General features: G+C 59.0%; 31 protein-coding genes. 9 read left to right on the top strand and 22 right to left on the bottom strand.

The genetic code is table 11. The features are described 5' to 3' along the window. The first annotated feature begins 158 nt into the window (after window positions 1-158). Both AR306_RS07385 and AR306_RS07390 read left to right on the top strand, forming a co-directional pair. Window positions 159-1,817 carry a nitrite/sulfite reductase gene (locus AR306_RS07385; protein WP_101496917.1) on the top strand — a complete coding sequence of 553 codons (1,659 nt, stop codon included), beginning with the start codon at window positions 159-161 and terminating at the stop codon, window positions 1,815-1,817. After that, window positions 1,801-2,325, top strand: a complete 525-nt coding sequence (locus AR306_RS07390; protein ID WP_101496918.1) for a DUF934 domain-containing protein — start codon at window positions 1,801-1,803, stop codon at window positions 2,323-2,325. Before AR306_RS07385 ends, AR306_RS07390 begins: the two co-directional genes overlap by 17 nt. Before the next feature lie 183 nt (window positions 2,326-2,508). Here AR306_RS07390 and AR306_RS07395 read toward each other — a convergent pair whose 3' ends face one another. From AR306_RS07395 to AR306_RS07455, 13 genes are all read right to left on the bottom strand, one after another. Continuing rightward, window positions 2,509-3,504 carry an OmpA family protein gene (locus AR306_RS07395; RefSeq protein ID WP_101496919.1) on the bottom strand — a complete coding sequence of 332 codons (996 nt, stop codon included), beginning with the start codon at window positions 3,502-3,504 and terminating at the stop codon, window positions 2,509-2,511. Between the two features lie 45 nt (window positions 3,505-3,549). Further along, window positions 3,550-4,140 carry an RNA polymerase sigma factor SigX gene (gene sigX, locus AR306_RS07400; RefSeq protein WP_240622505.1) on the bottom strand — a complete coding sequence of 197 codons (591 nt, stop codon included), beginning with the start codon at window positions 4,138-4,140 and terminating at the stop codon, window positions 3,550-3,552. Window positions 4,141-4,186: 46 nt separating this feature from the next. Then, entirely contained in the window at window positions 4,187-5,017 is an 831-nt protein-coding gene (locus AR306_RS07405; protein ID WP_101496920.1) for a mechanosensitive ion channel family protein, read from the bottom strand. Window positions 5,018-5,019: 2 nt separating this feature from the next. Beyond that, window positions 5,020-5,268, bottom strand: a complete 249-nt coding sequence (locus AR306_RS07410) for a CrfX protein (RefSeq protein WP_101496921.1) — start codon at window positions 5,266-5,268, stop codon at window positions 5,020-5,022. 120 nt (window positions 5,269-5,388) lie between these two features. Further along, window positions 5,389-5,874 carry a ribonuclease E activity regulator RraA gene (gene rraA, locus AR306_RS07415; protein ID WP_101496922.1) on the bottom strand — a complete coding sequence of 162 codons (486 nt, stop codon included), beginning with the start codon at window positions 5,872-5,874 and terminating at the stop codon, window positions 5,389-5,391. 130 nt (window positions 5,875-6,004) lie between these two features. Next, on the bottom strand, window positions 6,005-6,898 hold the full coding sequence (locus AR306_RS07420) for a sigma-70 family RNA polymerase sigma factor (RefSeq protein ID WP_101496923.1): 894 nt from the start codon (window positions 6,896-6,898) through the stop codon (window positions 6,005-6,007). A gap of 193 nt (window positions 6,899-7,091) precedes the next feature. Then, a complete protein-coding gene (locus tag AR306_RS07425) occupies window positions 7,092-7,943 on the bottom strand; it encodes a peptidoglycan DD-metalloendopeptidase family protein (RefSeq protein WP_101496924.1) in 852 nt (283 codons plus the stop codon). Window positions 7,944-8,045: 102 nt separating this feature from the next. Then, the gene (locus tag AR306_RS07430; RefSeq protein WP_101496925.1) at window positions 8,046-8,963 is read right to left on the bottom strand and encodes a DUF368 domain-containing protein; all 918 of its coding nucleotides are present in this window, start codon (window positions 8,961-8,963) and stop codon (window positions 8,046-8,048) included. Then, window positions 8,960-9,598, bottom strand: a complete 639-nt coding sequence (locus AR306_RS07435) for a protein-L-isoaspartate(D-aspartate) O-methyltransferase (protein ID WP_101496997.1) — start codon at window positions 9,596-9,598, stop codon at window positions 8,960-8,962. The genes AR306_RS07430 and AR306_RS07435 overlap by 4 nt, the downstream gene beginning before the upstream one ends. 26 nt (window positions 9,599-9,624) lie before the next feature. Beyond that, entirely contained in the window at window positions 9,625-10,374 is a 750-nt protein-coding gene (surE, locus tag AR306_RS07440) for a 5'/3'-nucleotidase SurE (protein ID WP_101496926.1), read from the bottom strand. Beyond that, window positions 10,362-11,417, bottom strand: a complete 1,056-nt coding sequence (gene truD, locus AR306_RS07445; RefSeq protein WP_101496927.1) for a tRNA pseudouridine(13) synthase TruD — start codon at window positions 11,415-11,417, stop codon at window positions 10,362-10,364. Before truD ends, surE begins: the two co-directional genes overlap by 13 nt. Beyond that, complete coding sequence (gene ispF, locus AR306_RS07450) at window positions 11,417-11,887, bottom strand: 2-C-methyl-D-erythritol 2,4-cyclodiphosphate synthase (protein WP_101496996.1); 471 nt, start codon at window positions 11,885-11,887, stop codon at window positions 11,417-11,419. Before ispF ends, truD begins: the two co-directional genes overlap by 1 nt. 20 nt (window positions 11,888-11,907) lie before the next feature. Continuing rightward, window positions 11,908-12,291, bottom strand: coding sequence for a glutaredoxin family protein (locus AR306_RS07455; RefSeq protein WP_101496928.1), 384 nt, complete (start codon window positions 12,289-12,291; stop codon window positions 11,908-11,910). A 182-nt stretch (window positions 12,292-12,473) separates the two neighbouring features. Between AR306_RS07455 and efp the strand changes: the two genes are divergently transcribed. From efp to AR306_RS07475, 4 genes are all read left to right on the top strand, one after another. Next, on the top strand, window positions 12,474-13,040 hold the full coding sequence (gene efp, locus AR306_RS07460; RefSeq protein WP_101496929.1) for an elongation factor P: 567 nt from the start codon (window positions 12,474-12,476) through the stop codon (window positions 13,038-13,040). A gap of 60 nt (window positions 13,041-13,100) precedes the next feature. Then, window positions 13,101-14,033 (top strand): EF-P lysine aminoacylase EpmA, encoded by a 933-nt coding sequence (gene epmA, locus AR306_RS07465; protein ID WP_101496930.1) that lies wholly within the window; start codon window positions 13,101-13,103, stop codon window positions 14,031-14,033. A gap of 145 nt (window positions 14,034-14,178) precedes the next feature. Continuing rightward, complete coding sequence (locus tag AR306_RS07470) at window positions 14,179-15,081, top strand: universal stress protein (RefSeq protein ID WP_101496931.1); 903 nt, start codon at window positions 14,179-14,181, stop codon at window positions 15,079-15,081. A gap of 109 nt (window positions 15,082-15,190) precedes the next feature. Further along, entirely contained in the window at window positions 15,191-16,000 is an 810-nt protein-coding gene (locus tag AR306_RS07475) for an EamA/RhaT family transporter (protein ID WP_206167978.1), read from the top strand. Window positions 16,001-16,018: 18 nt separating this feature from the next. Here the strand turns inward: AR306_RS07475 and AR306_RS07480 are convergent, their stop codons facing one another. The 6 genes from AR306_RS07480 to AR306_RS13170 form a co-directional block, all read right to left on the bottom strand. Beyond that, window positions 16,019-16,318, bottom strand: coding sequence for a hypothetical protein (locus AR306_RS07480; RefSeq protein WP_133539595.1), 300 nt, complete (start codon window positions 16,316-16,318; stop codon window positions 16,019-16,021). Beyond that, entirely contained in the window at window positions 16,309-17,220 is a 912-nt protein-coding gene (locus AR306_RS07485) for a DUF4351 domain-containing protein (RefSeq protein ID WP_206167979.1), read from the bottom strand. The genes AR306_RS07480 and AR306_RS07485 overlap by 10 nt, the downstream gene beginning before the upstream one ends. A gap of 180 nt (window positions 17,221-17,400) precedes the next feature. After that, window positions 17,401-18,123, bottom strand: a complete 723-nt coding sequence (gene tfpZ / locus AR306_RS07490; RefSeq protein WP_240622506.1) for a TfpX/TfpZ family type IV pilin accessory protein — start codon at window positions 18,121-18,123, stop codon at window positions 17,401-17,403. Between the two features lie 73 nt (window positions 18,124-18,196). Beyond that, complete coding sequence (locus tag AR306_RS07495; protein ID WP_101496935.1) at window positions 18,197-19,882, bottom strand: PglL family O-oligosaccharyltransferase; 1,686 nt, start codon at window positions 19,880-19,882, stop codon at window positions 18,197-18,199. A gap of 53 nt (window positions 19,883-19,935) precedes the next feature. Then, a complete protein-coding gene (locus AR306_RS07500) occupies window positions 19,936-20,412 on the bottom strand; it encodes a pilin (RefSeq protein WP_101496936.1) in 477 nt (158 codons plus the stop codon). 18 nt (window positions 20,413-20,430) lie between these two features. Continuing rightward, the gene (locus tag AR306_RS13170; RefSeq protein WP_133539597.1) at window positions 20,431-20,640 is read right to left on the bottom strand and encodes a hypothetical protein; all 210 of its coding nucleotides are present in this window, start codon (window positions 20,638-20,640) and stop codon (window positions 20,431-20,433) included. Window positions 20,641-20,831: 191 nt separating this feature from the next. On the opposite strand from AR306_RS13170, the gene AR306_RS07505 reads away from it, so the two are divergent. Then, on the top strand, window positions 20,832-21,320 hold the full coding sequence (locus AR306_RS07505; RefSeq protein ID WP_101496937.1) for a tetratricopeptide repeat protein: 489 nt from the start codon (window positions 20,832-20,834) through the stop codon (window positions 21,318-21,320). Between the two features lie 57 nt (window positions 21,321-21,377). Here AR306_RS07505 and dinG read toward each other — a convergent pair whose 3' ends face one another. Both dinG and AR306_RS07515 read right to left on the bottom strand, forming a co-directional pair. Next, entirely contained in the window at window positions 21,378-23,513 is a 2,136-nt protein-coding gene (dinG, locus tag AR306_RS07510) for an ATP-dependent DNA helicase DinG (protein ID WP_101496938.1), read from the bottom strand. A 72-nt stretch (window positions 23,514-23,585) separates the two neighbouring features. Beyond that, on the bottom strand, window positions 23,586-24,161 hold the full coding sequence (locus AR306_RS07515; RefSeq protein ID WP_101496939.1) for a hypothetical protein: 576 nt from the start codon (window positions 24,159-24,161) through the stop codon (window positions 23,586-23,588). Between the two features lie 195 nt (window positions 24,162-24,356). On the opposite strand from AR306_RS07515, the gene AR306_RS07520 reads away from it, so the two are divergent. Beyond that, window positions 24,357-24,866, top strand: a complete 510-nt coding sequence (locus tag AR306_RS07520) for an LEA type 2 family protein (RefSeq protein ID WP_240622507.1) — start codon at window positions 24,357-24,359, stop codon at window positions 24,864-24,866. A 19-nt stretch (window positions 24,867-24,885) separates the two neighbouring features. Beyond that, window positions 24,886-25,413: a DUF2489 domain-containing protein gene (locus AR306_RS07525; protein ID WP_101496940.1), complete on the top strand. Its 528-nt coding sequence runs from the start codon at window positions 24,886-24,888 to the stop codon at window positions 25,411-25,413. A 77-nt stretch (window positions 25,414-25,490) separates the two neighbouring features. On the opposite strand, the gene AR306_RS07530 is transcribed toward AR306_RS07525, so the two are convergent. Beyond that, on the bottom strand, window positions 25,491-26,216 hold the full coding sequence (locus AR306_RS07530) for an amidotransferase (RefSeq protein WP_101496941.1): 726 nt from the start codon (window positions 26,214-26,216) through the stop codon (window positions 25,491-25,493). Window positions 26,217-26,286 lie beyond the last annotated feature (70 nt).

Here is a 26,286-nt window from a genome sequence, read left to right on the forward strand (position 1 = left end):
CCTGCTCCGTTGATATTGCCTACGCTGCTGAAAAACAAATGCAGGCCATCGCCTGTTATCCACAAAAGGAATCAACATATAAAAAACAATTACTTTATAGAATAAAGAAAGGTTGTTACTGTGCCTGCTGTTTCGCTGACAGACCCAGGGATAGCTTTATGTATCTGTATGACTCATATGACCAGCAACTCGTTCAGGAGCGTGTTGCCCAGTACCGCGACCAGACCCGGCGCTACCTTGCCGGCGAGCTGAGCGAGGAAGAATTCCTGCCCCTGCGCCTGCAGAATGGCCTGTATATCCAGCGCCATGCCCCCATGCTGCGCATTGCCGGCCCCTACGGCATGCTGGCCTCCCGTCAACTGCGCATGCTGGCACAGATCACGCGCAAGTATGACAAGGAATACGCCCATATTACCACCCGCACCAACGTTCAGCTGAACTGGCCAAAGCTCGAAGATGTGCCCGACATTCTGGCCGACCTGGCCAGCGTGCAGATGCACTCGATCCAGACCAGCGGCAACTGCATCCGCAACACCACCACCGATCCGTTTGCCGGCGTGGCACCGGACGAGGTGGTGGACCCGCGCCCCTGGTGCGAGATCCTGCGCCAGTGGTCCACCTTCCACCCGGAATTCCTGCGTCTGCCACGCAAGTTCAAATTTGCCATCAACGGCAGCCTCATCGACCGCGCGGCCACCGAAGTGCATGACATCGGCCTGCACCTGTGTCACAACGAACAGGGCGAGCTTGGTTTCCGGGTATTGGTGGGCGGCGGCCTGGGCCGTACTCCCCTGCTGGGCAGCGTCATCAAGGAATTCTTGCCCTGGCAGCACGTATTGAGCTACATGGAGGCCATCCTGCGCGTGTACAACCGCTTTGGCCGCCGCGACAACAAGTTCAAGGCCCGCATCAAGATTCTGGTCAAGGCCCTGACACCGGAAGGCTTTGCTGCCAAGGTTGACGAAGAATGGCAGTATCTGAAAGACGGCCCGACAACCCTGACCGCCGAAGAAGTCGAGCGTGTCAGCCAGCACTTTACCGAGCCGGATTACCTTGCCCTGCACAACGAAGAGCAGTTGCTGGCGCAACAGGACCTTGAATACCCCGGTTTTGCCCGCTGGCGTTCGCGCAACACCCACCCACACAAGAAGCCGGGTTACATCAGTGTTGTTCTTTCACTGAAAAAAACCGGCGTTGCACCCGGTGACATCACCGCCAGACAACTCGATGCGGTGGCCGATCTGGCCGAACGCTACAGCTTTGGCGAAGCACGCGGCACCCGCGAGCAGAATCTGGTGCTGGCCGATGTCGAGCAGCGCGAGCTGCTGGCGTTATGGCAGGAAATCCGCGAGCTTGGCTTTGCCACTCCCAATATCGGTCTGCTCAGCGATATCGTCTGCTGCCCGGGCGGTGACTACTGCGCACTGGCCAACGCCAAGTCGATACCGGTGGCCGAAGCCATTCAGCAACGTTTTGAGGATCTGGATTTCCTGTTCGACATCGGCGATCTGCACCTCAACATCTCCGGCTGCATGAACGCCTGCGGCCACCACCATATCGGTCACATCGGCATTCTTGGTGTGGACAAGAAAGGCGAGGAATTCTACCAGGTTTCCCTTGGTGGCAGCAGCGGCCGCGAGACCAGTCTGGGCAAAATTCTCGGTCCCTCCTTCGCCCAGGACGCCATGCCTGACGTGATCAGCAAGCTGATTGGCGTTTACCTTGACAACCGCACCGAAGAAGAACGTTTCATTGATACCTACCAGCGCATCGGCCTGGAACCCTTCAAGGAGAAAGTCTATGCCCCGCATCATTAAGAATCGCGAAGTCATTGAAGACCAGTGGACCCTGTTGCCGGCCGATGCCGACGTACAGGACGCCCTGGATTGCCGGCAGCCAATCATTCCGCTGGCCCTGTGGCAGGCCCATGCCGACCAGTTGCGCTCAATAGCGCAACTGGGCATCTGGCTCGACAGCAACGAACTGGTGGAAGATCTGGCTCAGGACCTGGAGGTGTTCAGCCTGGTTGCGCTCAACTTTCCCGTCTTCACCGACGGGCGGCACTTCAGCAGTGCCCGCCTGCTGCGCGAACGCTATGCGTTCAAGAAAGAGGTCCGTGCCATTGGCGATGTGCTGCGTGATCAGCTACTGATGATGAAGCGCTGCGGCTTTGATGCTTTTGCAGTACGCGATGACCGCGACCCCCATGATGCCCTTCGCGCACTGGACGAGTTCAGCGTGCAGTACCAGGGCGCCTGGGACATCCCCCTGCCCCTTTACCGCCGCCGTGCAGCCGCCAGCCAGGTAGCCGTGGCAACCGTCTAGTGATACTTGGCAGCAGCAAACAAGTGAAGCCCATATCAACACGATATGGGCTTTACTCACGTCCCGTAAGAATGCCTGAACACCAGCGCTGACGGACAAACCAAAACCAAAGCGCTTTTCCTGTACCGCTTAAAACAAGAAACCCGGCCTAAGCCGGGTTTCTTTTGTTGCCTGACTCAGATCTTACTGAACCTGTGCTTCAACCGCTGCTTCTACGCGACGGTTCAGGGCACGGCCTTCTTTGGTGCTGTTGTCGGCAATTGGACGGCTCTCGCCGTAGCCAACAGAGTTCACGCGCTCGGACTCAACACCGTACTGCTCGACCAGTACCTGGCGAACGGCGTTAGCACGACGCTCGGACAGCTTCTGGTTGTAAGCATCAGGACCGACGGAGTCGGTGTGACCTTCAACAGTGGTGCTCAGCTGCGGGTACTGCTTCATGAACTCGGCCAGGTTCTGGATGTCGGCGTAGCTGCCATCCTTGACGTTGGCCTTGTCGAAGTCGAACAGGACTTCCAGCTCAACGCGAACGGTTTCTGGCTCAACCGGCTCTTCGTAAACAACCGGGGCTGGCTCTTCGACTACAACAGGAGCCGGCTTGGCAGCGCCGCCGAAGTTCAGACCAATGCCCAGACCGGCCATCCACTCGGACTGATGGTTGTCGAAGCCGTGCATGCCGTCAACACCGGCACGTACGAAGAAGTTGTCGGCGAAGTAGTACTTGGCACCGGCACCGATCAGCGCCATGGTGGTACGGTCACGGCCATTACCGGAGCGGCTGTAAGCACCTTCGATGTTGCTCAGGCTCTGGTGACCGATACCTGCTGACAGGTAAGGACGCAGGGCGTTCTCGGCGCTACGGAAGTGGTAGGTCGCGTCCAGGCTGGCCAGGCTGCCGTTGATTTTCTTGCGCTTGTTGCCTTCGCTTGCCAGTTTGTCCTTGGAATCAAGGCTGTGGTACTCGCCGTAGGACAGGCCCAGAGATACAGCTTCAGTCAGGAAGTAGCTGACAGAACCACCGTACAGGTTGCCGTTGTCCATTTTGCGGGCGCTGTCAGTGAAGTAGCGCTTGGCAGTGGCTTCCACTTCAACGGCGCCCTGACCTTGTGCAAATGCGTTAACGGAACCTGCAGCCAGAACTGCAGCTACGGCGATACCCAGGGTATTCTTCAACTTCATAAAAATTTCCTCATCAGTAAGGAAGGGTGGTTAAAATCCCGGCTATTATATCAGGTTTTCGCCAGAATAGTTCTGTTTTAATTTGTCTATCGCCCTTTTATAGCGCATCTTGGTTGCGCTCAGCCCGAGGTGCATGATGTTGGCGATGTCCTGAAATTCTAGCTCAGCCACAAACCGCAAGATGATAATTTCACGATCTATTTGGTTCACGTTCAGCAACCAGCGATCCAGACTCCGGTCTTCCCTGATCAGCGGTGCATCGTCCTCGCTCGCCTCCTCAACCGGGTTCAGGCTCAGGGCGTCCATCAGCCGCTTCTTGCGCTTCTCACGCCGGTACTGGGTAATGCATTCGTTGTAGGTGATGCTGTACAACCAGGTCTTGAACTTGGATTTGCCCTCGAACTTCTTCAGTCCGTACAAGACCTTGAGCATGATTTCCTGGCTGACGTCATCGGCATCCCGTTCGTTACCCAGATAACGGGCACACACATTGTACAACGTGGCCTGGTACCTGCGCATCAACTCTTCGTAGGCACGTGTAACAGTGAAAAGTTCCACCTGGGCACGCTGCACCAGTTCCTCATCGCTCAACTGCGCAGGAACATAGGACAGATGGTTTTTTTTCGAACTGGTCAAGACGGATCAGGCCGCAAGAATCATGATCGGAAGATGCATGTCCGGACTACTCTTGCGGGCTGGTTACGTGCTGCTCCAGCAACACCCGGTTGGCAAAGTACACCAGCTCGCCATCATCGGTCTGGATAATGGTTTTCACGGTACCCATTTCCTCGATGGTGCCTGCAATTCCGTCAACCACCACCCGCTGCCCCAGCTCGTACAGTTCCCGCACATAGATACCGGCAACGATCTGCGCGGCAATGCCGCGACAGCCAAAACCGATGGCCAGGGCTGCAGCAATGCCGATACTGAGCAACACGATGGCGATGACATAGTTGAGCAGTTCGGCCTTGATTTCCAGTTGGCCAATCGCCACCGAAATACTGATGATGATGACCAGCCCCTGAGCCAGCCGGCCCAGCGCTGCGGCATAGTCAATTCCGACGCCTTCGGCGGCACCCGACACCACCGAGTTGAGCAGCTGTGCCAGCAGGATGCCGGCCACCAGTACCAGGGCTGCAGCAAATACCTTGGGCACATACAGCGCCAGCGTATCCAGCGTCGCGGAGATCCGCTCCAGCCCCAGCGACTCGAGGGCCGAGACCAGAAACACCAGCAGGACAAACCAGTACACGATCCGGCCGACCAGCGTCGACATGGGTACCTTGATGCCGACACGCGCCATCATCTTGTTCAGGCCGGTACCTTGCGTGAGGCGGTCCAGTCCCAGCTTGGCCAGCAGCTTCGACAGCAGCGCATCCAGCAGGCGGGCCACGACAAAGCCGACGATGACAACCACCAGCGCGCCAATCAGGTTGGGAATGAACGCGGCGATTTTCTGCCACAGGGTGCTCATTGCACCCACCAGGCTCTGTGTCCATGAATCAAGCTGCATAGTTATTGCGCCTTGTGTTTATCAGTGGATTTGCCCGGCAACCGGGAAACCGGCCGCCAGTGTGCCGAGACCCCTTCAAGACCGAGCATCACCGCCTCCAGCGCCCGTCCCGACAGCATCAGCAAGGCACCGGCACCGGTCTGCCGGTTGGCCGTTTTCAATACCCGCTCCAGCGCCCTTGCAGACGGTTGTCTGGCACCGGGCCCCTGCAAAAGTTCACGCAGGGATTCTTCAAAAGGATCGTTGTTCATCCGCCTGTCCTGGTCTGGCCAGCCTCTGGCAATATCGCGGCACAATGCTGTCCTGGATGCCGCAGGCTCCATGGCGGTGTAACCGCACGCGATACGGGCCATTACTCCATGCGCCGGTGGTTACTCGGGCATTTTCAGCTCGTGGGCTGCAACAATGATGCCGTTGTTGTCGGCATAGACGTATTCGCCGGGGCGGAAGGTAACCCCGCCAAAGGTGACCGTCACGTTGAGGTCGCCAATATCCCGCTTGTCGGTTTTCATCGGATGGCTGGCCAGAGCCTGTATGCCCAGACCGGTTTGCGCGAGCACATCCACATCACGCACACAGCCATAGATGATGATGCCTTCCCAGCCGTTTTTCGCCGCCCTGGCCGCCAGCATGTCACCAAGCAAGGCGCGACGCAGCGAGCCGCCGCCATCAACCACCATCACCTTGCCTTTGCCGGGCTGGTCAACCTGGGCCTTGACCACCGAGTTGTCCTCAAAACATTTGACGGTTACGATTTCCCCGCCAAAGGAATCGCGTCCGCCAAAGTTGGCAAACATCGGCTCGACTACCGCTACATCCGGGTAGGCATCGCAAAGGTCTGGAGTTACATAGGTCATGGTCATTTCCTTCATGGCTGCTCAGGGACTGGTTTTGCAAATGCGGGGTAGTTTATACGCCCGCCCGCATGCCGACAAATTTCCACGACATTTTCACCTTTTATACCGGGTTCCGGCAACAGGCAGGGGGTTAATCCTGCAAAAGGCTCCCCGCATCAAGCCGGTGCCGCACAAAGGATTCACGCAACGAAACCAGCGCACGGTTGCGCAAGCTGATGACCTGCTGCCGGCTCAGTTGCAGCTGCTCGGCGATCTGGAGCAACGTCTGGCCGGATTGATCATCCAGCCCGAAATAACGGGTCAGTATCTGCGCCTGCTGGGGCGGCATGTACGACAGCCATTCCCGTATTTTTTGCAACAGCTGTTCCCGCTCCAGCTTCCGGCAGGGTGAAAGGTAGTCCTCGCCCGGCTCCAGCGTTGCCGGCAGCATGTCCGGCCAGGCTCCGGAACCATCCGCATTCAGGAAATGATCCGGACTGCTGGCTGACGGCGGCCCGGACAGCTGCCCGGCACCATTCTGCCCGTGCTCCTGCCAGTGTTCGCGCAGCATCCGCTGCTGGCGACGCTGCTGCAGCACCAGCCGTCGCGGCTTCAGCACCACCGAACGCTGTTCCCGTGCCGTCTGGTCGATCGCCTGACGCACCCACCAGGCAGCATAAACAACAAAACGGTGACCACGCTGCGGATCAAACTTGTCCACAGCACGAATCAGCCCAAGGTTGCCTCCGCCAATCAGGTCGGCAAAGGACAGGCCATCAGCCCGGTATCTGCGAGCAATGCTCACCACCAGACGCAGGTTATGCCGAATCAGCAGGTTGCGCGCCTTCTGCTCTCCCGAGCGGGCCCGTTGCGCATAATTTTGCTCTTCTTCGGCAGTCAGCAGCGGCACCTGCCGCAGCTCGCTCAGGTAGCTTCCGACATCTTCGCGCACAACACAGGAATGCCGGGCATGACTGTCATGCTGCCCGCCATCGACCTTGGCAATTGCAATGGAATGATATGAATGCACAGACGTTGTACACATCTGGTTGCCCTCCTTGACATGAAAAATATCCTTTTTGCAACCCCGGCCGCACAGTGCACAACACTGCCTGCCGCTTGCATGAAGCTCAAACAGTGCCGGGGCTGGCGTTACGAAGCCTACAGGGGTGTGCTTGCGGCGTGTTTGCGTAACCCATACCGGTACTGCAAACACCAAACAAGCCAAAACCTGCGCCTTAGCGCCCCGGCAAGTATTGCAACGGATCCACCGGACTACCCTGACGGCGAATCTCGAAATGCAGCTTGACCCGGTCGGTACCGGTCGAGCCCATTTCGGCAATCTGCTGGCCGGCACCGACCTGTTGCCCCTCGTTCACCAGCAACCGGCGGTTGTGGCCATAGGCGCTGATAAAGGTGTCATCGTGCTTGATGATAATCAGCTCGCCATAACCCCGCAAGTCACTGCCGGCATAGACCACCGTTCCCTTGGCCGTTGCCTTGACCGGTTGTCCGATCTGCCCGGCGATATCAATGCCCTTGTTCAATGTGGTATTGCTGGAAAAACGGCTGATGACCGTCCCTTCGGCCGGCCACAGCCACTTGCCAACGGGGGCTGCCTGCTTGGGCGTGCTGGCAGCCGGTTTGCTTGTTGCTGTTGCAGCCGGTTTGCTGACCGGTTTGGCGGCCGGTTTTGCCGCAGGCTTGCTGGTCGTGGCGGATGGACGCGCAGGTGTCGCCGGCTTGGCCGCTGCGACCGTTCTGGCCGGCTTCTTGGAGAAATGGATGACCTGTCCCGGACGGATCGTATAGGGAGCGGGGATACCATTACTGGCGGCCAGCTCCTTCCAGTCACGCCCAAAGCGGAACGCGATCGAATACAGGGTATCTTGCGGACGCACGACATAAGAGCCGCTGGTCACCGGCCTGACAGCCTTCTGGCTGGCTGCCGGCTGGCTGCGGTGCTGGCGATCCACCACTGGCGCGTTGGTGCTGCTGGCGCAACCGCCCAACAGGGCAGTCAACGCGACGGCCAGCAGCGGAATGAACAGAAAGCGCCCGGTGACGCCTGGCATTGCACCCTTGAGCATGAATTTTCCTAATGGTCGTCTCTGCAAACAGGTCGCATTATGCGGTAAATTTTCGTTCTGGCAAATGTCGCCGAATACTTCTCCGTTCCGCTCCAGCCCCGGTCATGCCTTTTTCCGGGCAAAACGCTCAAGCACCAGCACCAGCATGAAACCGGTCACCGCCAGCAGGATGGCAAGCCACAGCTGTGCATCCTGGCCGGTCAATTCGGTGAATTGCCAGGGCAACAGGTTTTCTTCACGCAAGGGAACGTCCTGCCCCTTGCTGTTGGTATAAAAACCGACCGCCTGCTTCCATGGCCAGACCTTGTTCAGCGATCCAAGCATGAAGCCGGTCAACAGCGCCAGGGTTACATCATGAAAACGGTTCAATGCCGCCCTCAGCAAGCGGGCAAAACCGAGCAGGCCAAAAGCGCAGCCCAGCGAAAAAACGGCAATCACGCCCAGATCAAGCCGTTGCACGGCATCCAGCACAAAATGGTACAGCCCCATCAGCAACAGCAGGAAACTACCGGAAACACCCGGCAGGATCATGGCGCAAATGGCAATCGCACCGGCAAAGAACAGGCTCAGGTAATCCTGCCCCCAGTGCAGCGGTGCAGCCACGGTGATATACCAGGCACAGAGCACGCCGGCAGCAAACGCAGCCAGACCGGCCAGACTCCAGTGTCTGATGGTGCGTCCGACCACCCAGCACGAAACCAGAATCAGGCCAAAGAAAAATGACCAGACCGGTACCGTCTGATGTTCCAGCAGCCAGGTAATCAGGCGCGCCAGCGTCAGGATGCTGGTGGCAATACCGGCCAGCAACACCAGCAGGAAGTTGGCATGCACCAGCGTCCAGGCTTCACGCACCCGCCCCCTGAGCAGCCAGACCATGCCCTGGGGCATCTTGGCCAGGGCATCCAGCAATTGGCCATAAATACCCGAAATAAAGGCAATGGTGCCGCCTGATACGCCCGGTACCACATCGGCAGTGCCCATGGCGATACCTTTCAGGTAGAGCAAAAGGTAATTTTTCACTGCAGTGCTCCAGTGAGCAGGGGAACAAAGCGGACCGGGTCCAGCTCGTGCCGGACAAAGCCCTGGGCGGTATGCTCGATCAGGTACAGCCGCTGTTCGCCATGCTCGTCACCGACCGGAATCACCATGCGGCCGCCCGGTGCCAACTGGTCCAGCAGGGCCTGCGGCACTTCGCTGGCGGCAGCGGTGACCAGAATCCCGTTGTAGGGTGCCAGTGCATTCCAGCCGGTCCAGCCATCGGCCCAGCGGTATACCACATTACGGATGTTCAGCTGTTGCAGGCGCTCCTTGGCACGATCCTGCAGCGCCTGGATGCGCTCGACGGTGAACACCCGCTCGACCAGCTGTGCCAGCACTGCGGTCTGATAGCCACATCCGGTACCGATTTCCAGCACCTTGTCCAGCGGGCCAGCCGACAGCAGCAGTTCGGTCATGCGGCCAACCATATAAGGCTGGGAAATGGTCTGGTTGTGGCCGATCGGCAGTGCCGTATCTTCATAAGCCCGGTGCGCCAGTGCCTCGTCCACGAACAGGTGGCGTGGCGTACGCAAAATCACGTCCAGTACCCGGGGGTTGCTCAGGCCGTCCTCGCTCAGGCGCTGCACCAGACGTTCACGGGTGCGCTGCGACGTCATCCCGATGCCACGCTGCAACAGACTGTTCACAACAAACCCTCCACCCAGCTTTGCACGTCGTCAAGCCGGGCATGAAACGTGCGGTCCAGTTGCAGCGGCGTGACGGTTACATAGCCCTGCCTGATCGCATGAAAATCCGTGCCCTCTTCTCCGTCCGCCACCGTACCGGCCGCTGCCAGCCAGTAGCCGGTCTTGCCGCGCGGATTGACCGTTTTGACCGGCGCAGCCGCACGGGCACGATGCCCCAGCCGGGTCAGCCGGATACCGCGAATCTCGTCCAGCGGCAGGTTGGGAATATTGACATTGAGCACACTGTGCGGCGGCAACTGCAGCTTGTGCTGGCCCTGAATCAGCTGCCGGGCAAACCAGCTGGCCGTGGCCAGATGGGTGGTCTGGCGCGACACCAGCGAAAAGGCAAATGCCGGACGATCGAGAAAGCGTCCCTCCAGCGCTGCGGCTACAGTCCCCGAATACAACACGTCATCACCAAGGTTGGCACCCAGATTGATGCCGGCCACTACCATATCGACGGGCTGTTCCAGATAGCCGTTGAGTGCCAGATGCACACAGTCGGTAGGAGTCCCGTCGACGCTGATGAAACCATTGGCCAGCGGCTGCGGGTGCAGCGGCCGGTTCAGGGTCAGGGAGCTGCTGGCACCGCTGCAGTCCTGCTCGGGAGCCACCACCGTGCAGTCGGCAAAATCGCACAGGGCATCATGCAGGGCCGACAGGCCCGGCGCATTGACGCCATCATCATTGGCAATCAGGATTCGCATTGAGGATCATCCCCTTCCACAGTGACCAGCTCGACCAGCTCGCGCAATACGGAGGTGGCAAAACAGCCGGTCGGCAAAACAAATTCAAGTTGCAGGCAGTCGTCAGCCGGCCAGCTCCATTGCAAGTCCCGTACCGGCAAACGCAGGATACGGCGTTCCTGTTTCAGCCCGGCCTGTTCCAGCCAGCGACACAGGGCAGGTTCTGCCGCCGCAACGGTCTGCTCGATGGCCAGCATTCCCTCCTGCGACGGCAGCTCACCCACACCCCAGAGTGCTGCCGTCGGATGCAGGTCCAGCAGGGCAAGGCGCGGATCGGCGCATTCCTCAACACCGGCAAGAAAGAAGCTGCGGCTTTGCGTGAACGAGAGTACATCGCCGGGCAGTGCCCGGTTCCAGCTGCCATCGGCCACCCGCTGCGCCAGCATGCGGTTGAACAGTGCGCTGCGTGCAGTAGACAGCAGCCGCGAACGCAAATTGCGCCGCTCCGGCAGCTGGCCGCCAGCCGCATAATGGCGGGCCTGATGCAAATTGTGGCCATCATGACCAAATCGTTGCGGGCCATAGTAGTTGGGTACACCGCCGTCGGCAATCTGCTGCAGACGCTGCTCCAGACACTGCCGGTCAGCCTGCACTCCCGTCAGCCGCACCACGAAACCGTTGGCGCTGTGTGCGCCACGCTGCAGCTTGCGGCCATGGCGTACCGCCTGACGGATATGCAACTGTGCATGCTGCAAGGCCGCTGTATCCAGCTCGCGGCCGGGCACATGCAGGCTGAACCACTGTCGTGTCAGCGCCTGGCGGTCTTTCAGCCCGGCATAGCTGATGAACTTCTGTGCCAGACCAAAGGTTCTGGACAGGATCCGCACCGCCTCTTCGGTATTCAGCTCGCGTTTCTCGACCAGCAGCCAGAGATGCTCCCCGCTGCCGGAAAGGGGAATATCCAGCACCTCATTGACCTGAAAGTCCTCGGCGCTGGCTTTCAGCACCGCACGGCCACAGGGCCGTCCCCAGGCTGTCGGCCCAAGCAATGCCGTATCTGTCATCACTGCTCCAGCAACACAACGGCGTGGGCGGCAATGCCTTCCTTGCGCCCGACAAAACCGAGGCTCTCGGTGGTGGTCGCCTTCACATTGACCTGCCCTTCACTGACCCGCAGCTCCTGTGCAATGATGCTGCGCATGGCATCGATATGGGGTGCCATTTTCGGTGCCTGGGCCTGAATGGTGCTGTCCAGATTGACAACCTGCCAGCCACGCGCCTCCACCATGCACATCACGGTTTGCAGCAACTGGCGGCTGTCGGCACCGCGAAAGCGCGGGTCGGTATCAGGAAAGTGACGGCCAATATCACCCAGCGCCAGCGCTCCCAGCAGCGCGTCACAAATGGCGTGCAACAGCACGTCACCATCGGAGTGGGCAACAAAGGACCGGTTGTGCTCAATGCGCACCCCACCCAGGGTAATGTGATCACCCTCCTGGAAGCGGTGTACATCGTAACCATGGCCAATACGCATCATCAGGTTCGTCTCCAGGGCTAGGCAGCGGTTTCTGCCGGCGCAAAATGCCGGTCCAGGTATTCAATAATGGCCGATGACTCATACAGCCACTCGACGCCCACGGCAGTCTCTATGCGCAGGCAGGGTACCTGGCGCTTGCCACCCTGCTGCTCCAGCTCGGCCCGGGCTTCGCTGCCCTGCCCGGCCTCCACCAGCGTCACCGGCACATTGAGCCGGTGCAGGTGGCGGCGCACCTTGATACAAAAAGGACAGGCACGAAACTGGTACAGGCGCAAGGCACGGGCCTGTTCGTTGACTCTCTCCTGCTCTGCCGGCGCACGCCTGACCGGTTTTGGCAAGGTCAGCCAGTTGGCAAAAACAATAATCATGCCCAGCCCGTTACGTAAGGCCTTGATCAACATTCTTCTCTCCTCCGGATATCCGGCGGGCCGGTACTGCCTGCCGGATCAAATCGGCGCATTCTAGCAGGCTTTGCCAGTCAGGGTTAATCGGCTTCCTGGGAGGCCCTGCTGTTTTTCCGCACAATAGCACCGTATAATGCGGCGCTTTAGCCGAATAACACTTTTCACAGGACATCATCTTCATGGCAACTCATGCAACCAACGAATTCCGCTCCGGCCTTCGCGTAATGGTAGAAGGCGAACCCTGCATCATGACTGATGTCGAGTTCGTCAAGCCGGGCAAGGGCCAGGCCTTTACCCGCGTCAAAATGCGCAACATCCGCACCGACCGTGTCTGGGAGCGCACGTTCAAGTCTGGCGAAACCCTGGAAAGCGCCGACATCCAGGAACGCGACATGGAATACCTCTATGAAGATGGCGAGTTCTGGCACTTCATGGCCACCGACGGCTCCTTCGAGCAGCTGGCTGCCGGCGAGGATGCCATCGGCGACACCAAGAAGTGGCTCAAAGAACAGGAAGTCTACACCGTCATGCTGTTCAACGAAGCCGTGGTCAGCGTCACCGCCCCCAACTTCATCGAGCTGGAAGTGGCAGAGACCGACCCCGGCCTGAAAGGCGATACCGCCCAGGGCGGCTCCAAGCCAGCCACCCTGAGCACCGGCGCGGTCGTTCGCGTGCCGCTGTTCATCGTCACCGGCGAGAAACTGCGGATCGACACCCGTACCGGCGAGTACGTCAGCCGCGCCTGATCCCGGCTGTCATTCAAAAAGGGAGCCAAGGCTCCCTTTTTCTTTGAGGAACATTCTTCCATGCACAACTGGCAACCCGGTGCAGCGCTGCAAAACCTGCAGGCACGGCAGCAACTGTACCGCAGCATCCGCGACTTCTTTTACCGGCGCGGCGTTCTGGAAGTGGAAACTCCACTACTCAACCAGGCGCCGGTCGCCGACCCCAACATCACACCGATACAGGCCGATGGCAACCGCTGGCTGCACACCTCGCCCGAATACGCCATGAAGCGCCTGCTCTGCGCCGGCAGCGGGGACATCTACCAGATCTGCAAGGTCTTTCGCCAGGGCGAAGCCGGCCGCCGGCACAACCCCGAATTCAGCATGCTGGAATGGTACCGGGTTGGCTGGAGCCTGCCACAACTGATGCAGGAAGTGGCCGAACTGCTGCAACTGGCGCTGGCCGAACGGTATCCAGAGCTGCCGGTGCGCTCCTATAGCTACCGGCAGGCACTGCAGGAGTTCGCCGGCCTCGACGTGCTGTCCTGCAGCGACCACGACATTGCCACGCTTGGCCGACAGCTGGCCAACGCCGATCTCGAACTGGACCGGGACGGCTGGCTGGATGTCATCATGAGCCATCAGGTAGAGCCTGCCCTGCCGCGCAACACACTGGTCTTTGTCGACAACTTCCCTGCCTCCCAGGCCGCTCTGGCCAAGATCCTGCCGCAAGCCGACGGCGCCGCCTGGGCACAACGTTTCGAGGTGTTCTTCAACGGCATGGAACTGGCCAACGGCTATGACGAACTGCTGGACGCCGATATCCAGCGCCAGCGCTTTGCCCGCGAGCTGGCCGGCACCGGCCGGCCCTGTGACGAACGCCTGCTGGCCGCACTGGAACAGGGCCTGCCAGACTGCAGCGGCGTTGCCCTCGGGCTGGACCGCCTGCTGCTGCATGCCACCGGTGCTGACAACATCCGGCAGGTAATCAGCTTTGACTGGTACAGTGCCTGAGCCGCAACAGCAGCAAAAAAATCAATACCTTGGCAGCAAAACTGTTACTCAAGATGTTTTTTGATTTATGCCACCCCACGACCAACAGATTTAAGTCATAATCAACCTGGAATAACGACGGCTGACATGCCTTTAAGGAGAACCCATGCAACTGAAAAATCTACTTGTGGTGATTGATCCCACCAGCAAAGACAAGCAACCCTCCCTGGATCGTGCCACCCTGGTCGCCTCCCGTACCGGTGCTGCAGTCGAACTGCTGATCTGCGATCACAACTCGGCCCTGGAAGACGGTTATTTCACTGATCGCGCCGCGCAGCAACGTGCCCGCACCGCCCTGCTGGCCGAACGCATGGACTGGCTCGAAGAACTGGCACAGCCCCTGCGCGACAAAGGCATCGAAACCCGCTGCAAAGTACGCTGGGGCAAGCCGCTGTATAACGAAATCATTGCCCACGTGAAGGAAACCTCGCCTGACCTGGTATTCCGTAACGCCACCACCCACGGCACCCTGCAACGCCTGCTGTTCAGCAACACCAGCTGGCAGCTGATTCGCCACTGCCCGGCCCCCCTGTGGCTGGTGCGTGAAGGCGAATGGCGCGGCCAGACTGCAGCCACGGCGGTAGACCCGATGCACTCTGCCGACAAGCCGGCCTCACTGGATCATCGCCTGATCGCTGCCAGCCTGGAGCTGGAAAAGAGCGGCATGCACACCCAGTACGTACACAGCTATAACCCGCTGCCCAAGACCCTGGTACTGGAGGCCGAACTGGTGCTGGCCTACGACGACTACCTCGCCGAAGCCGAACAGCGCCACAAGGATGCATTCAGCGAGCTGTTCGCCCAGTATCCGGTCAAGCCGGAACAGCAGCACCTGCTCAAGGGCGTGCCGGAAGAATCCATTCCACGCTTTGTCCAGGAAAATGCGGTTGACCTGCTGATCATGGGTGCCATCTCCCGTGGCAACCTGGAAAACGCCCTGATCGGCAACACAGCCGAGCGCGTACTGGAAAACTCCGACTGCGACCTGCTGGTCATCAAGCCCGTCTGACCCTCCGGCGACCCGCCTGCCCTGGCAGGCGGGTCCGCTGTACACAGGGACATCACTTCCTGCCTCTCTCCTGCCCATGATCATGCTTTCCGGCGCCATTGCGTGCAGCGTGGCCGTTTCCGTTCTGCTCAAGCTTGCCCGCCGTTTCCAGCTGCAAGTTGCCCAGTCAGTACTGGTCAACTATGTGGTAGCCTCGGCCCTGGTGCTTTATCTGCTCAAGCCCCCGTTTTCCGATGCGCCGCATCTGCTGGAACACTGGCCACTGCTGGCCGCGCTGGGCCTGCTGCTGCCCAGTGTATTTCTGGTGATGGCGGCTGCCGTAGACCGGGCCGGCATTGCCCGCAGTGACGCGGCCCAGCGCCTGTCGCTGGTGTTACCCTTGCTGGCCGCATTCTTGCTGTTTGGCGAAACCGCCGATGCCGGCAAACTGCTGGGGCTTGGCCTGGCCATTCTGGCCCTGCTCGGGCTGATACACCGGGAGGAAGCCGCCACCCGGCTGGGCAAAAGCGGCCTGCTGTTACTGCCTGCAGTCTGGGCCGGCTACGGGGTGATTGATATCTGCTTCAAGCAGATGGCCAAAACCGGCGCCCGCTTCCCGGTGATTCTGCTGGCCTGCTTCCTGCTTGCCGGCTGTTTCCTGGCCTTATGGCTGATCCTGCGCAAAACCCGCTGGCACCTGCCCAGCCTGGCCGGCGGCGTACTGCTCGGTCTGTTCAACTTCGGCAATATTTACGCCTATATCCGCGCCCACCAGGACATGCCTGAAAACCCGGCACTGGTATTCACCGCCATGAACATCGGCGTCATCGTGCTCGGCAGCCTCAGCGGCATACTGCTGTTCCGCGAACGCCTGACCCGGGTAAACCTGGCCGGCATCCTGCTGGCCGGCCTGGCCATCGTCTTGTTGATACCGGTGTAAAAGTGCATGCCACCGGGGTCAGGTATGCTCAAACAAGCCCTGCCCGGGTATTATCTGCCAACAAACCTGACAAGCGTGCTTGCAGGTCTGGTTTAGTGCCATGTCTTGGTCAGTAATCCTGTGTCCGCCCACCGCAATGGCGTCCAGAATAGTCTGTACCTCGGGAAGCATCATCAGGATACTTTCCAGATTGACGGCGTCGTATACCAACACAGAGATATCCCGGCGGGCCGGCTGCAATGCCAGTGGCTGATTCGGCTGCATCTTCCAGTGGCTTTCTTGTGGCGGTTCGTGCGGGTTATTTTCATTCAATGGCAAACAAACACATCATCCAGTGTTTGAGCATCCAGAATGTTGTCAGTCCAGCACTCCAGCTCGTGCTCAGTGGCTTGTTGCAGGCGCTGCCGGGTGCTGCTGTCCAGCGGGCCAAAGCGGCGGGTGATCTGGCGCAGCAACACGCTCAGGCTGCCTTGTTGCATACCTTGTTGCATGCCTTGCTGTATCCCTTCCTGCAGCAGACGTTCGGTCAATCCGGTCATTTTGCTGTTCTCCTGCGGGTAGCGTTGTTGGTACTCGTGCATTTGATTATCATCCAGGGCGGTATAGATGTCGATGAAGTCAATGTATTTGAGCTGTTTTTCTGGGTCGGGTTCCAGGCTGAACAGCCCGCTCATGGCATGGGCATAGATGTCCACTTTTTGCTCTTCCGGCCAGCGCATGTTGGGCAGGTTGAGCCGCGCCACCAGGTTCTGGCTGTCCAGATAATGACTGGCATCCAGCTGCGCCAGATCGCACTTGAGGTACTGAAAACTCAAATAGGTCAGCTGGTCGCCACCGAGCTGTAGCCGGGTCGGCAGTCTGCGTGCATCACGCAAAAAAATCACCACCGGCACAACCCGGCTCGTGCCATACATTTCCGACAGCTCCAGGCAGTAATGAGCCAGCCGGTGAATGGAAAAACGCTGCGGACTGGTTTCCTCTTCCAGCACAAACAGCAGCGCGTCACGGCGGCCGTCCGGCCACTCGACCAGTAGCGGTACGTCCAGCTCATGAAAGCGGTCACCGAGGCGATTTTTCAGTTGTTCCTGACGGATCGGGGTGATCTGTGCGCCGGGGTTGATATGCGCGGCTTCGCTCGCGGCGAAAAACTCCAGCGCCTGATGGCTGTAATCGAGGATCAGGTTTTTAAAGTTCTGATCATGACTGATGGGGTTGGGCATGCGACGCTCGTCCTTGTAGCGGTGCGGAGCTACAGGCTGCGTTATCCAGTGGCGAGTTGCAAGCGGACGTGCGCCGAAGTGTGAAGCAGTTTGATTACCCGAAAGTCAGCATCAGGCATCAAAGAATGCACCCCATGGTTCCTGTAGAGTTAATTGGTGCTCGCGCATCACGCTCTTTCTCTAATTCCACGGACGCAAATCGACAATCGCCACCACATTGACACTTTCACGATTGAGCAACACCACCATGTCGCGCCCAACAGCCGCCAGTGGCAGCCAGCCATCCGCATCAGGATGTCTTTGCAGTACCTCACGGACCCGGCTATCAGGGTTGAAATCGTTTAATAAAGAAAGGGCACGAATGCGCAACCAGACGCTGTGCCGGTGTTGTTCGATCGGCCGATAAAGATTGGGACGCTGGGCAAGGTCAAACCCGCCAAGTACCGACTCGAACAGCAAATCATTCTGGCTTGCTGCTGCCTCCGGCAAAAGTGCAATTGTCCACCCCGGACCAAACCATGAAGGACGGCGGTACTCTGGCAAAGCCTCGCTCAACTGACGCAAATCCAAATCATTGTTGCGCACCAGTTCAAAGCGGTCCTGGGCAAATACCAGCCAGGCCGGACGGCCTTCTGCCACACTGTACACTCCATAAAACAAGGCACAGAGCTGCAAGCAAGCGATCACGACCAGGTCCAGCACCAGAGTTTTCTTGCCGGGTTTGAACACCAGTAATGTCAAGGCAGGCCCAAGGACCACATCGATAGCCAACAGCATCAGGAAAATACCCGTCACTCCTGTTGCTGCATGCAGCGGTGACGGATACCAGATAAAAAATACCAGACACATCACAACCAGGGCGATCAACGCTGAAATCATCAGGTGAAGCAAAAACGCTTTCAAACGGGGTTGCATATCGGCTTTCCGGTTCAATGATTGCAGTACTTACACTACAGAAAAATATAATCCTGACGGCCTACTCTGTTGACAACTCAAGCAGCGGGCCAACCTGCGGGTTCGTTTCAGCCGCAAACTCCAGCTCATGAACTGCCCGGGCATACAGCTTTTCACCATGCAAACGCCTGAGAATCTGCAACTGCTGATAAGCATCTTCTATCCTGCCGTTGTATGCCAACAGCAGTACTTGCTTGTACATACTGGGACCCTGGGAGTATCTGCGGGCCACCTGTGCATGCCTGGCCAGTTCCTGTTCACTCAAACCGGCTGTTACAGGTACACGTGCATGCCAGGTAAAAGCCTGTAACTGATCCAGCAACAGAACATCCGGTGCCGGCTGCTCCGCCCTGAGTTTACCTATGCCGCCCTTTTCAAAGCGCAGCAGACGAAAGTCTTCCTCGATTGCCCGGTAATCATGCCAGATGGCGGCATACAAGCCTGTTGCCGCAGCCAGGAACAGCATCACCGCCCGACGCGGCACCGGCCAGACCCTGCACGGCACACTGGCCTGCAAGCTGCCCACCAGCAACCCCACCGGCAACAGGAAATAGGCATAGGCATGCGGGTACTCAAGCAGGGCATGTACCAAAAAACAGCCTGTGGCCAGTACCGCAAACAGCTGTTCCGTGGTGCGTGCCAGAAAAGCCAGCCGCAACAGATAGCCACCAACAAGCAGAATGATTACCGCGCCCAGCACCGGCCCGTTCCAGACCAGCAGGTCGAGAAAAACATTATGCGTATATTCGGTGTATTCAAAGCGGGGCAGGTCTGTAAAAAAAGGAACCGCAGCCAACTGGGCCATGCTGGCCTGTTGCCAGCCGTACCCCCACAAGGGGCCATTTGCAATGGCATGTACAAACTGGCTATACAGCGGCCAGCGGCTATGGGCCTGTGCTCGCTCGGCCAACGAGGTCAGTTTTTCAAGGTCCAGCCATTCGGACAGCTCCGGCACCAGCCAGACAAAGCCTGCATACAGGGCTACCCAGCTCACCGCCATGCCAGAGCCGAGCCGTCTTGTGTTATGCGTATTTTTCCACCACCACAGCACAACGAAAAACACCGCCATCAGCCAGGGAGCGCGCGATTGGCTCAGGGCAATGACAAACAGAAAGAGAACCGTCAACAAACCAGTACTGACACGATGCAGCAGGTGTTTTTCATACAGAAACAACACGCCCGCCAGTGCCAGGGCCAACAGGGCAGCCAGGTGATTGGGCTGGGCAAGATTGGCATAGGGCCGTCCGCCCGGCCGCAAGTCGGCAACCCACAGGGTACCGGGCTGCATCAGCCACTGGTATAGCGCCAGCCATGCGGAAATGACGCCGGCAACAATCAGTACAGCGGCCAGCCCCTGCAATAGCTGCGGTTGTGCCTGCCGGCCTTGCGCCAGGTTATAGCCGACAATCAGCATGGCCAGAAAAAACAGGATATAGGTGGCACTCACCAGCGCATCACCCGGAAAATACAAGAGTCCGCCGACATATTGGGCAAGCGGCACACATGCCAGCAACACCAGTAGCAGATAGGAAGCCGGGACCTGTAGTTGTACCCTTGGGCCTACAGGCAGCAGCAAAGCGGCAATCAGCAACAGCCCGGCCAGAAACGCGGCTGATTCGTGATAAAAGGATACCCATGGCACGTAGTGGTTGGGCAGTACAAAGCTGGCCAACAAGGCAGCACAGGCAAAAAATAGAAATATCTTCATGAATATGACAACACCCGCCGAAGCGGGTGTTGATTCCTGGGAACTAACAGTTGTTAGTTGCCACGGCAGCTTGCTGGCAGGAACTTGACTGGCATTGTTGTGCCGTCAGCTGCAAGGCCACAGCGCCAGCGGTTAATATTTTGTCCACGAGTAGCAACGTTACCAGCATCATTGAGCGGTGCCATGCTAATAACCATGTTATCAGCACCGTTGCCGACACCAGCAGTTGCTGAAGTTGCGGTAATGATACCGGTTGCAAGAACATTTAAGTTCTGAACATATTGTGTAGCAGCGGAAGCTCCAACTGTACAGCCCCAATTATCATGGTTCTGAGTGGGCAATGAAGCGCCTGATTGATAAACTTCAGTCACAGAAGTGCGGCATTGGGACATGGACAGCAGGATTTCAGACACCTTGGCACGGGTGGTGTAATCCTGGTAGGCAGGCAGCGCAATGGCAGCCAGAATACCGATAATCGCCACAACGATCATCAGTTCGATAAGGGTGAAGCCCTTTTGCATGTTTTTCATGTTTCTCTCCTGAATTAGTCAAAGCAGGTCCGGTTCGGGATCTCCCGTTTCCGATAAACCTGTCAGGAGTACTGCAACGGCTGTGCCAGCTTTTTTTCCGGTGCCAAAAACATGTAGAAACCGCCTCGAAAACCGGGCCTGAAAACCGCCCAAACAAGCCCGCAGACCTTGCAAAACAAGGGCTACAGGATCAAACACATATTCAATAAATATTTTTTCCGCTGCCATATCGGCATGTCTGTGACAGCCTGTGACAGCCGTGCCTGTCACAGCCGGTTATTGTGACAGCCCGGTTTGTCACAGCCTTTTGCTGTGACAGTTCATTCTGTCACAGCAGCTTTATGCGACAGGCACGATTCGTGATATAACATTCCGGCCGGCACAAGGCCCAAAGGCCACTGCCCTTTTATGGAGAGTTCATGGAGAAGCCTGTTTCTGTTATCAGTATTGATGCTGCTGCCCTGCTGACGGGCACCAGCAAGCGTACCCTGTGGCGACGCCTGAGTACCGGCAAGCTGCAGCGGCACAGCACCGACGAGCGCGGGCGGGTGATGCTGGCGCTGGACGATGTGGCCGGGCAGTCCTGTATCGAGCTGGCCGAAAATGCCGACGGCTACGCCTTGCTGCATGACGCAGACCGGGGCAACAGCCAGGCGCAGAACGACCTGGCGCTGCTGTTTCTGGAGCAGGAACGGCCGGATATTGCCGCGCAAAGGTTCTTGCTCGCTGCGCAGCAGCAGCATGCCGATGCCATGCACTACCTGAGCACGCTGTATGAGCAGGGGTGCGGCGTGGAGTGCTGTGAAAACACCGCGCTGTTGTGGCGTGCCAAAGCCGCCAATCTTGGACACCTGATTGCCCGGGCCCAGCTTGCACCCATGGTGGAGCCGGCCGAAACCGCTCAGTAACCGCCCCGCGCGACACATCGCCCGGCGGGTCGCCGGATTGCGCTGCCGGGCCTGCCGCTAATCAATCACCCGCCGAAACGGCGGCAAGGCATTGAGCAGCGCCTTGCCGTACCGCTGTGTCACCAGCCGGCGGTCAAGGATGGTCACCTGCCCCCGGTCCTGCTCGTTGCGCAACAAGCGTCCGCACGCCTGGATCAGGCGCAGCGAGGCATCCGGCACGGCGATCTCCATGAACGGGTTGCCGCCGCGTGCTTCAATCCAGTCGGCCAGTGCTGCTTCCACCGGGTCGTCCGGCACGGCAAAGGGAATCTTGGCGATCACCACATGCTGACAGTAGTCACCGGGCAGGTCGACACCTTCGGCAAAGCTGGCCAGGCCGAACAGCACGCTGGCCTCGCCGTCATCAATGCGGTTTTTGTGCTTTTGCAGGGTTTCCTGCCGTGACAGCCGGCCCTGTATCAGCACCCGCTTGCGCCAGTCACGCTCCAGTCCTTCAAACACATCGTTCATCTGCCTGCGTGACGAAAACAGCACCAGCGCACCCAGGTTGTGTTCCAGCAGGCCGGGCAAGGCCCGCACAATCGCCCGGCTGTGGGCATCGACATCCCGTATGTCCACACCCAGATCGGGTACATGCAGGGTGCCGGCCTCGGCATGGTTGAACGGGCTGGGCACCACGGCCAGCTGTGCCGAAGCCGGCAGCCCGGCACGCATGCTGAAGCGGTCGAAACGCCCCAGCGCGGTCAGGGTGGCCGACGTCAGCAGCACGCCATGTGCCGCGTACCACAGATGGCGACGCAGGGTTTCTGCCGCCAGTATCGGGCTGGAATTGACCTCGATGTCGGCACCGGCATCGGTCAGCGCCAGCCAGCGGGCCGAGGGTGCCGCCTCGGCGGCATCTTCGGCAGTAAAGGATGACCAGAGCGCCAGGTTGGCATCGGCACGGGTGTACAGGCTGCCAAACAGCGGAAACCATTCCTCGGCCAATGAGCTGTCAACCGGGCTGCCCGGCTCATCTTCCATGGCTTTTTTCAGGTGGTCATTGATGCGGGCCAGCGTGTCCGCCAGCTGCATGTAGCCCTTTTTAAGCTCCAGCCCCTGCTCGCGCAGCGCATCCGGCACCACACCGCCGGCAAAACGGTGCCGGGGCTGCTCGTACTCGCTGTTGCCCACCGGCGCGAATTCGGCCAGTTCACGGCAGGTGGCAAACACGAAGCCCTGCTGTTCACGCAGGGTTTTGGCCAGTGCCGGCACCTGCTCCATCAGGGTTCCCATCTCGCCCTGCAATTGGTTTTGCGCATGCAGGCGGGTCAGGGTTTTTTCCGTCTGGCCCAACCACTCGGAGGTGGCATGCAAACGGGTGCTGTGCGCGAAGTGGTTGATGGCCTTGTCGGGCAGATGATGGCCTTCGTCAAAGATATAGAAGCTGTCTTTCGGGTGTGGCAGCACCATGCCGCCGCCCAGCGCCAGGTCTGCCAGCACCAGGTCATGGTTGGTGACGATGACATCCACCTTTTCCAGCCCCTCACGCGCCTTGTAGAAGGAACAGCTGTCGTAGTTGCTGCAGCGGCGCCCGAGGCACTGGGTGTGATCGGTGGTGATGATGCGCCAGGTGCTGTCCTCAATGGCTTCCGGCCAGCTGTCACGGTCACCGTTCCAGCGACCGCGTGACAAACGGTCGAGCATGTCGCCAAACAGCTGCTTGTGCTCGTCACTGACGTCAATATGGTAGCCCTGCTCGGCCAGCATGTCGGCCTGCCGGCGCTCCTGGCCATGGCTGTCGAGCCAGTGGTCCAGGCGCGACAAACACAGGTAACGCCCCCGGCCCTTGGCCAGCGCATAGGAAAACTTCAGGCCGCTGTTCTTGATGATGTCGGGCAGGTCCTTGTCGACGATCTGCTCCTGCAGGGCCACGGTTGCCGTGGCGATCACCAGACGCTTTTCTGCGGCACGGGCCACCGGAATCGCCGCCAGGCTATAGGCGACGGTTTTACCGGTACCAGTCCCCGCCTCGACCACAACGACAGCCGGATCGCCACAGCGTTCGTTGTCGTCGTTGGTTTCAATGCTGCCCAGGCCGCGGGCCACCTCGGCAATCATCAGGCGCTGACCGTAGCGGGCTTTCAGCTCCTTGTGTTCCAGAAACCGGCTATAGGCTGCCTGAATGGCGTGTTTGAGTTCATCGGTGAGCATTGCAGTCCAATTGTTCCACTGGATATCCGTTCAGTGCATGATAGCCGGAATCGCGGCAATTTGCCGGCTTTTTCAGTCGGGCTGCTCAATGCTCAGGTGTGAAATATCCGGCGGCGTGACCGGTTGTGCGCCGGGCAGCTGCTCCAGATCGCTGCCTGCCGGTGCCAGGCTGATGCCGGACACGTCAATGTCGACAACCGCGACCTCGGCCCTGTCCTGCAAAAGGTCTGCGCCAACTGCCGCCAGCCCGAAGTCGGGTGCCTGCACGTGGGCAAAGGCCGCCATATACTCATCACGCGGTGCAACCTCCAGCACGGCCGCCGGACTGGCCCCGGCTGCGGCCTGCACCGCCGGCTCTGGTCTGTGCCGGCTGTCATCAGCTGCTGCGGCTGGCGCAGCAGGCTGCCCATCGGCAGCGCCATGCTCGGCAACCAGTTCAACCAGTGCTCCGACCCGGGTAAACGCCTGCCGGTACTTTTCTGTTGTGGCCTGGTCCAGGCCGCGCTTGACCACGATGCGCCGGCCAGAGAAGAACTGGTCAAGCAATGGTTCGCCGGCATTGAACAGGCGCTGTATCCCCAGACGGACCTGCTGTGCATCGGCACCTGGCGCTATCTGTCCGGAAAAGGCAATCTCGTATGTGTGCATGGCATGTCCTTGAGCTGGATGACTATCTTGGCGGGCTGCAACAACATTAAAGCACAGCTTGAGCTGCCTCCCAACCTGCCACCCTCTGCCACTGAAGTTGCAGGGCGGCGGTGTTGCAATCAGACGCATTAGCTCGTATTTTACCGGTTCAGTGCTGCAACAGCCGCGTTTTCTTCCGTTTTACAAGGATTTCTGGTGATCGCCCTCCCTTTTTTCCGGTTTCATATCGGCATGCGCGTATTTGCCGTGTTGTTGCTGGCTTTTTTCACCAGTAGTTGCAGTACCTGGTTCGGTCGCGATTTTCGTGAACCCGAAGTGCAGCTGGTCAATGTCGAGCTGGTCTATGCCCGTTTGCTGGAACAGGAATTCCTGCTCGAATTCCGCATCGACAACCCGAACGAACAGAGCCTGCCGGTGCGCGGCATGACTTACAACCTGGACATCAACGGCATTTCACTGGGTCGCGGTCAAAGCAACCAGTGGCTGACGGTACCAGCCAATGGCAGCGCACGTTTCGAGCTGCGGGCACATACCAACCTGTGGCGACACGTGAAAAACCTGGTGGCATTGTTCAGAAATCCTGACCAGCCCATAAGCTACGCCCTGGAGGCCGAGCTGAAAACCGGACTGATGTTCAATAAAAAAGTACCGGTACGTCGTCGGGGCAGTTTCACGCCCGGCGAGTACCTTGACAGTTCCTACTGATTTTCCGGGGGGTTGTATCGTGGGCGATGCCTTGTTTCTTACGCTACTGGTCGGCACATTGCTGGTACTGGCGCTGGCCGCCTACGCGCTGTATGTATGGCGCAAGGTATGGCAACAACGCAAACAGCTGGAAAACCACCAGCAGGAAGTGGCCAGCAAACTGGCCGGCGACCTGAAGATACTCTGCGGCAGCCTGCTGGACGAGCAGATGCCATGGATCGAGGGCTGTATCCGCCTCAAGGTGATCCTGGAGCACTACAATTTCGAACTGAGCCACGACGAGGCTTACTCGGTATTCCAGGAAGTGTTTTTCGCCACCGAGCACATCCCCACCCATGAAGCCTGGAAGGCGCTGGACAAGGCCGAACGGCGCAAACACGAAGAAACATTTGCCGTCCTGGAAGAGCAGTACCGCACGCGCAGTTTCACGGCCGCACGCCAATTGTTGACACAACTGGGTGAACCGGCAAGAGCCGGCGCGGGTGCCACGGTGCAGGCCTGGTCACCGGCCGGAAAGGACGAACCGGCAAAACATACCCTGCACTAGCGGCCCGGACTCCCCGGGCCGGCTATGACATGACAGCCGGGGATATCAGGGGCCACTGCCTGCCGAAAAATACGGCTTCAGGTGCGCTGCCGGCGCGCGCTGGCAACAAAGTCCAGCATCCAGCCGCCGATTCGGTGACCATCATGACCTTGCTGCAGGCTGTTCAGGCTTCCGGCATAGAACTCGGGCGTATAGATTCCCTGGCGCAGCTGTAGCAACGAGCGGGAAAACTCCGGCGTGAACTCGGGATGTCCCTGAAAGCACAGTACCTGCCCCTCCAGCATGAAGGCGGCATTGGGGCAGAAATCGCTGCTGGCAAGCAAGCGGGCACCTGCCGGCAGACGCGTGACCTGGTCGCGATGACTGATCAGCATATTGACACTCGGCGGACACTCATGGCTGGCTAGCGAGGAAACCAGCATACGGTAGCGATGCACGCCCGCACCCCAGCCCTGTGGAGCGCGCTCGGTCAGGCCGCCCAGCACCAGTGCCAGAATCTGGTGGCCAAAGCAGACTCCCAGCAGGACATCTCCGGCCCGGTAGCGTATCAGCAGGTATTCGCGCAGGCGCACAATCCACGCATCCATGCCAAAGGAGTCGGCCTTGCTGCCCGTCACCAGAAACGCATCGAAATGCTCTGTTTCGCTGGGATAATCACCGCGCACCACGTTGTACACGGCGAATTGCGCCGGCTGCTGCTGGCTACCCAGCAGCTTGACGAACATGGAACCGAAACTGTGAAAACCCGGCTGCAACTGCGGATGCAGGTCATCAGCTTCGAGTATGCAAATCTTGAGCGGCATGGCTTCCTCCTGGCAACCGCCACATTCTAGCCCGAATGCGGCGCTGTTGCAGCGCCGGCACGACAGAGCC

The sequence above is a fragment of the Thiopseudomonas denitrificans genome (assembly GCF_002866065.1).
GTDB classification, from domain to species: domain Bacteria; phylum Pseudomonadota; class Gammaproteobacteria; order Pseudomonadales; family Pseudomonadaceae; genus Thiopseudomonas; species Thiopseudomonas denitrificans.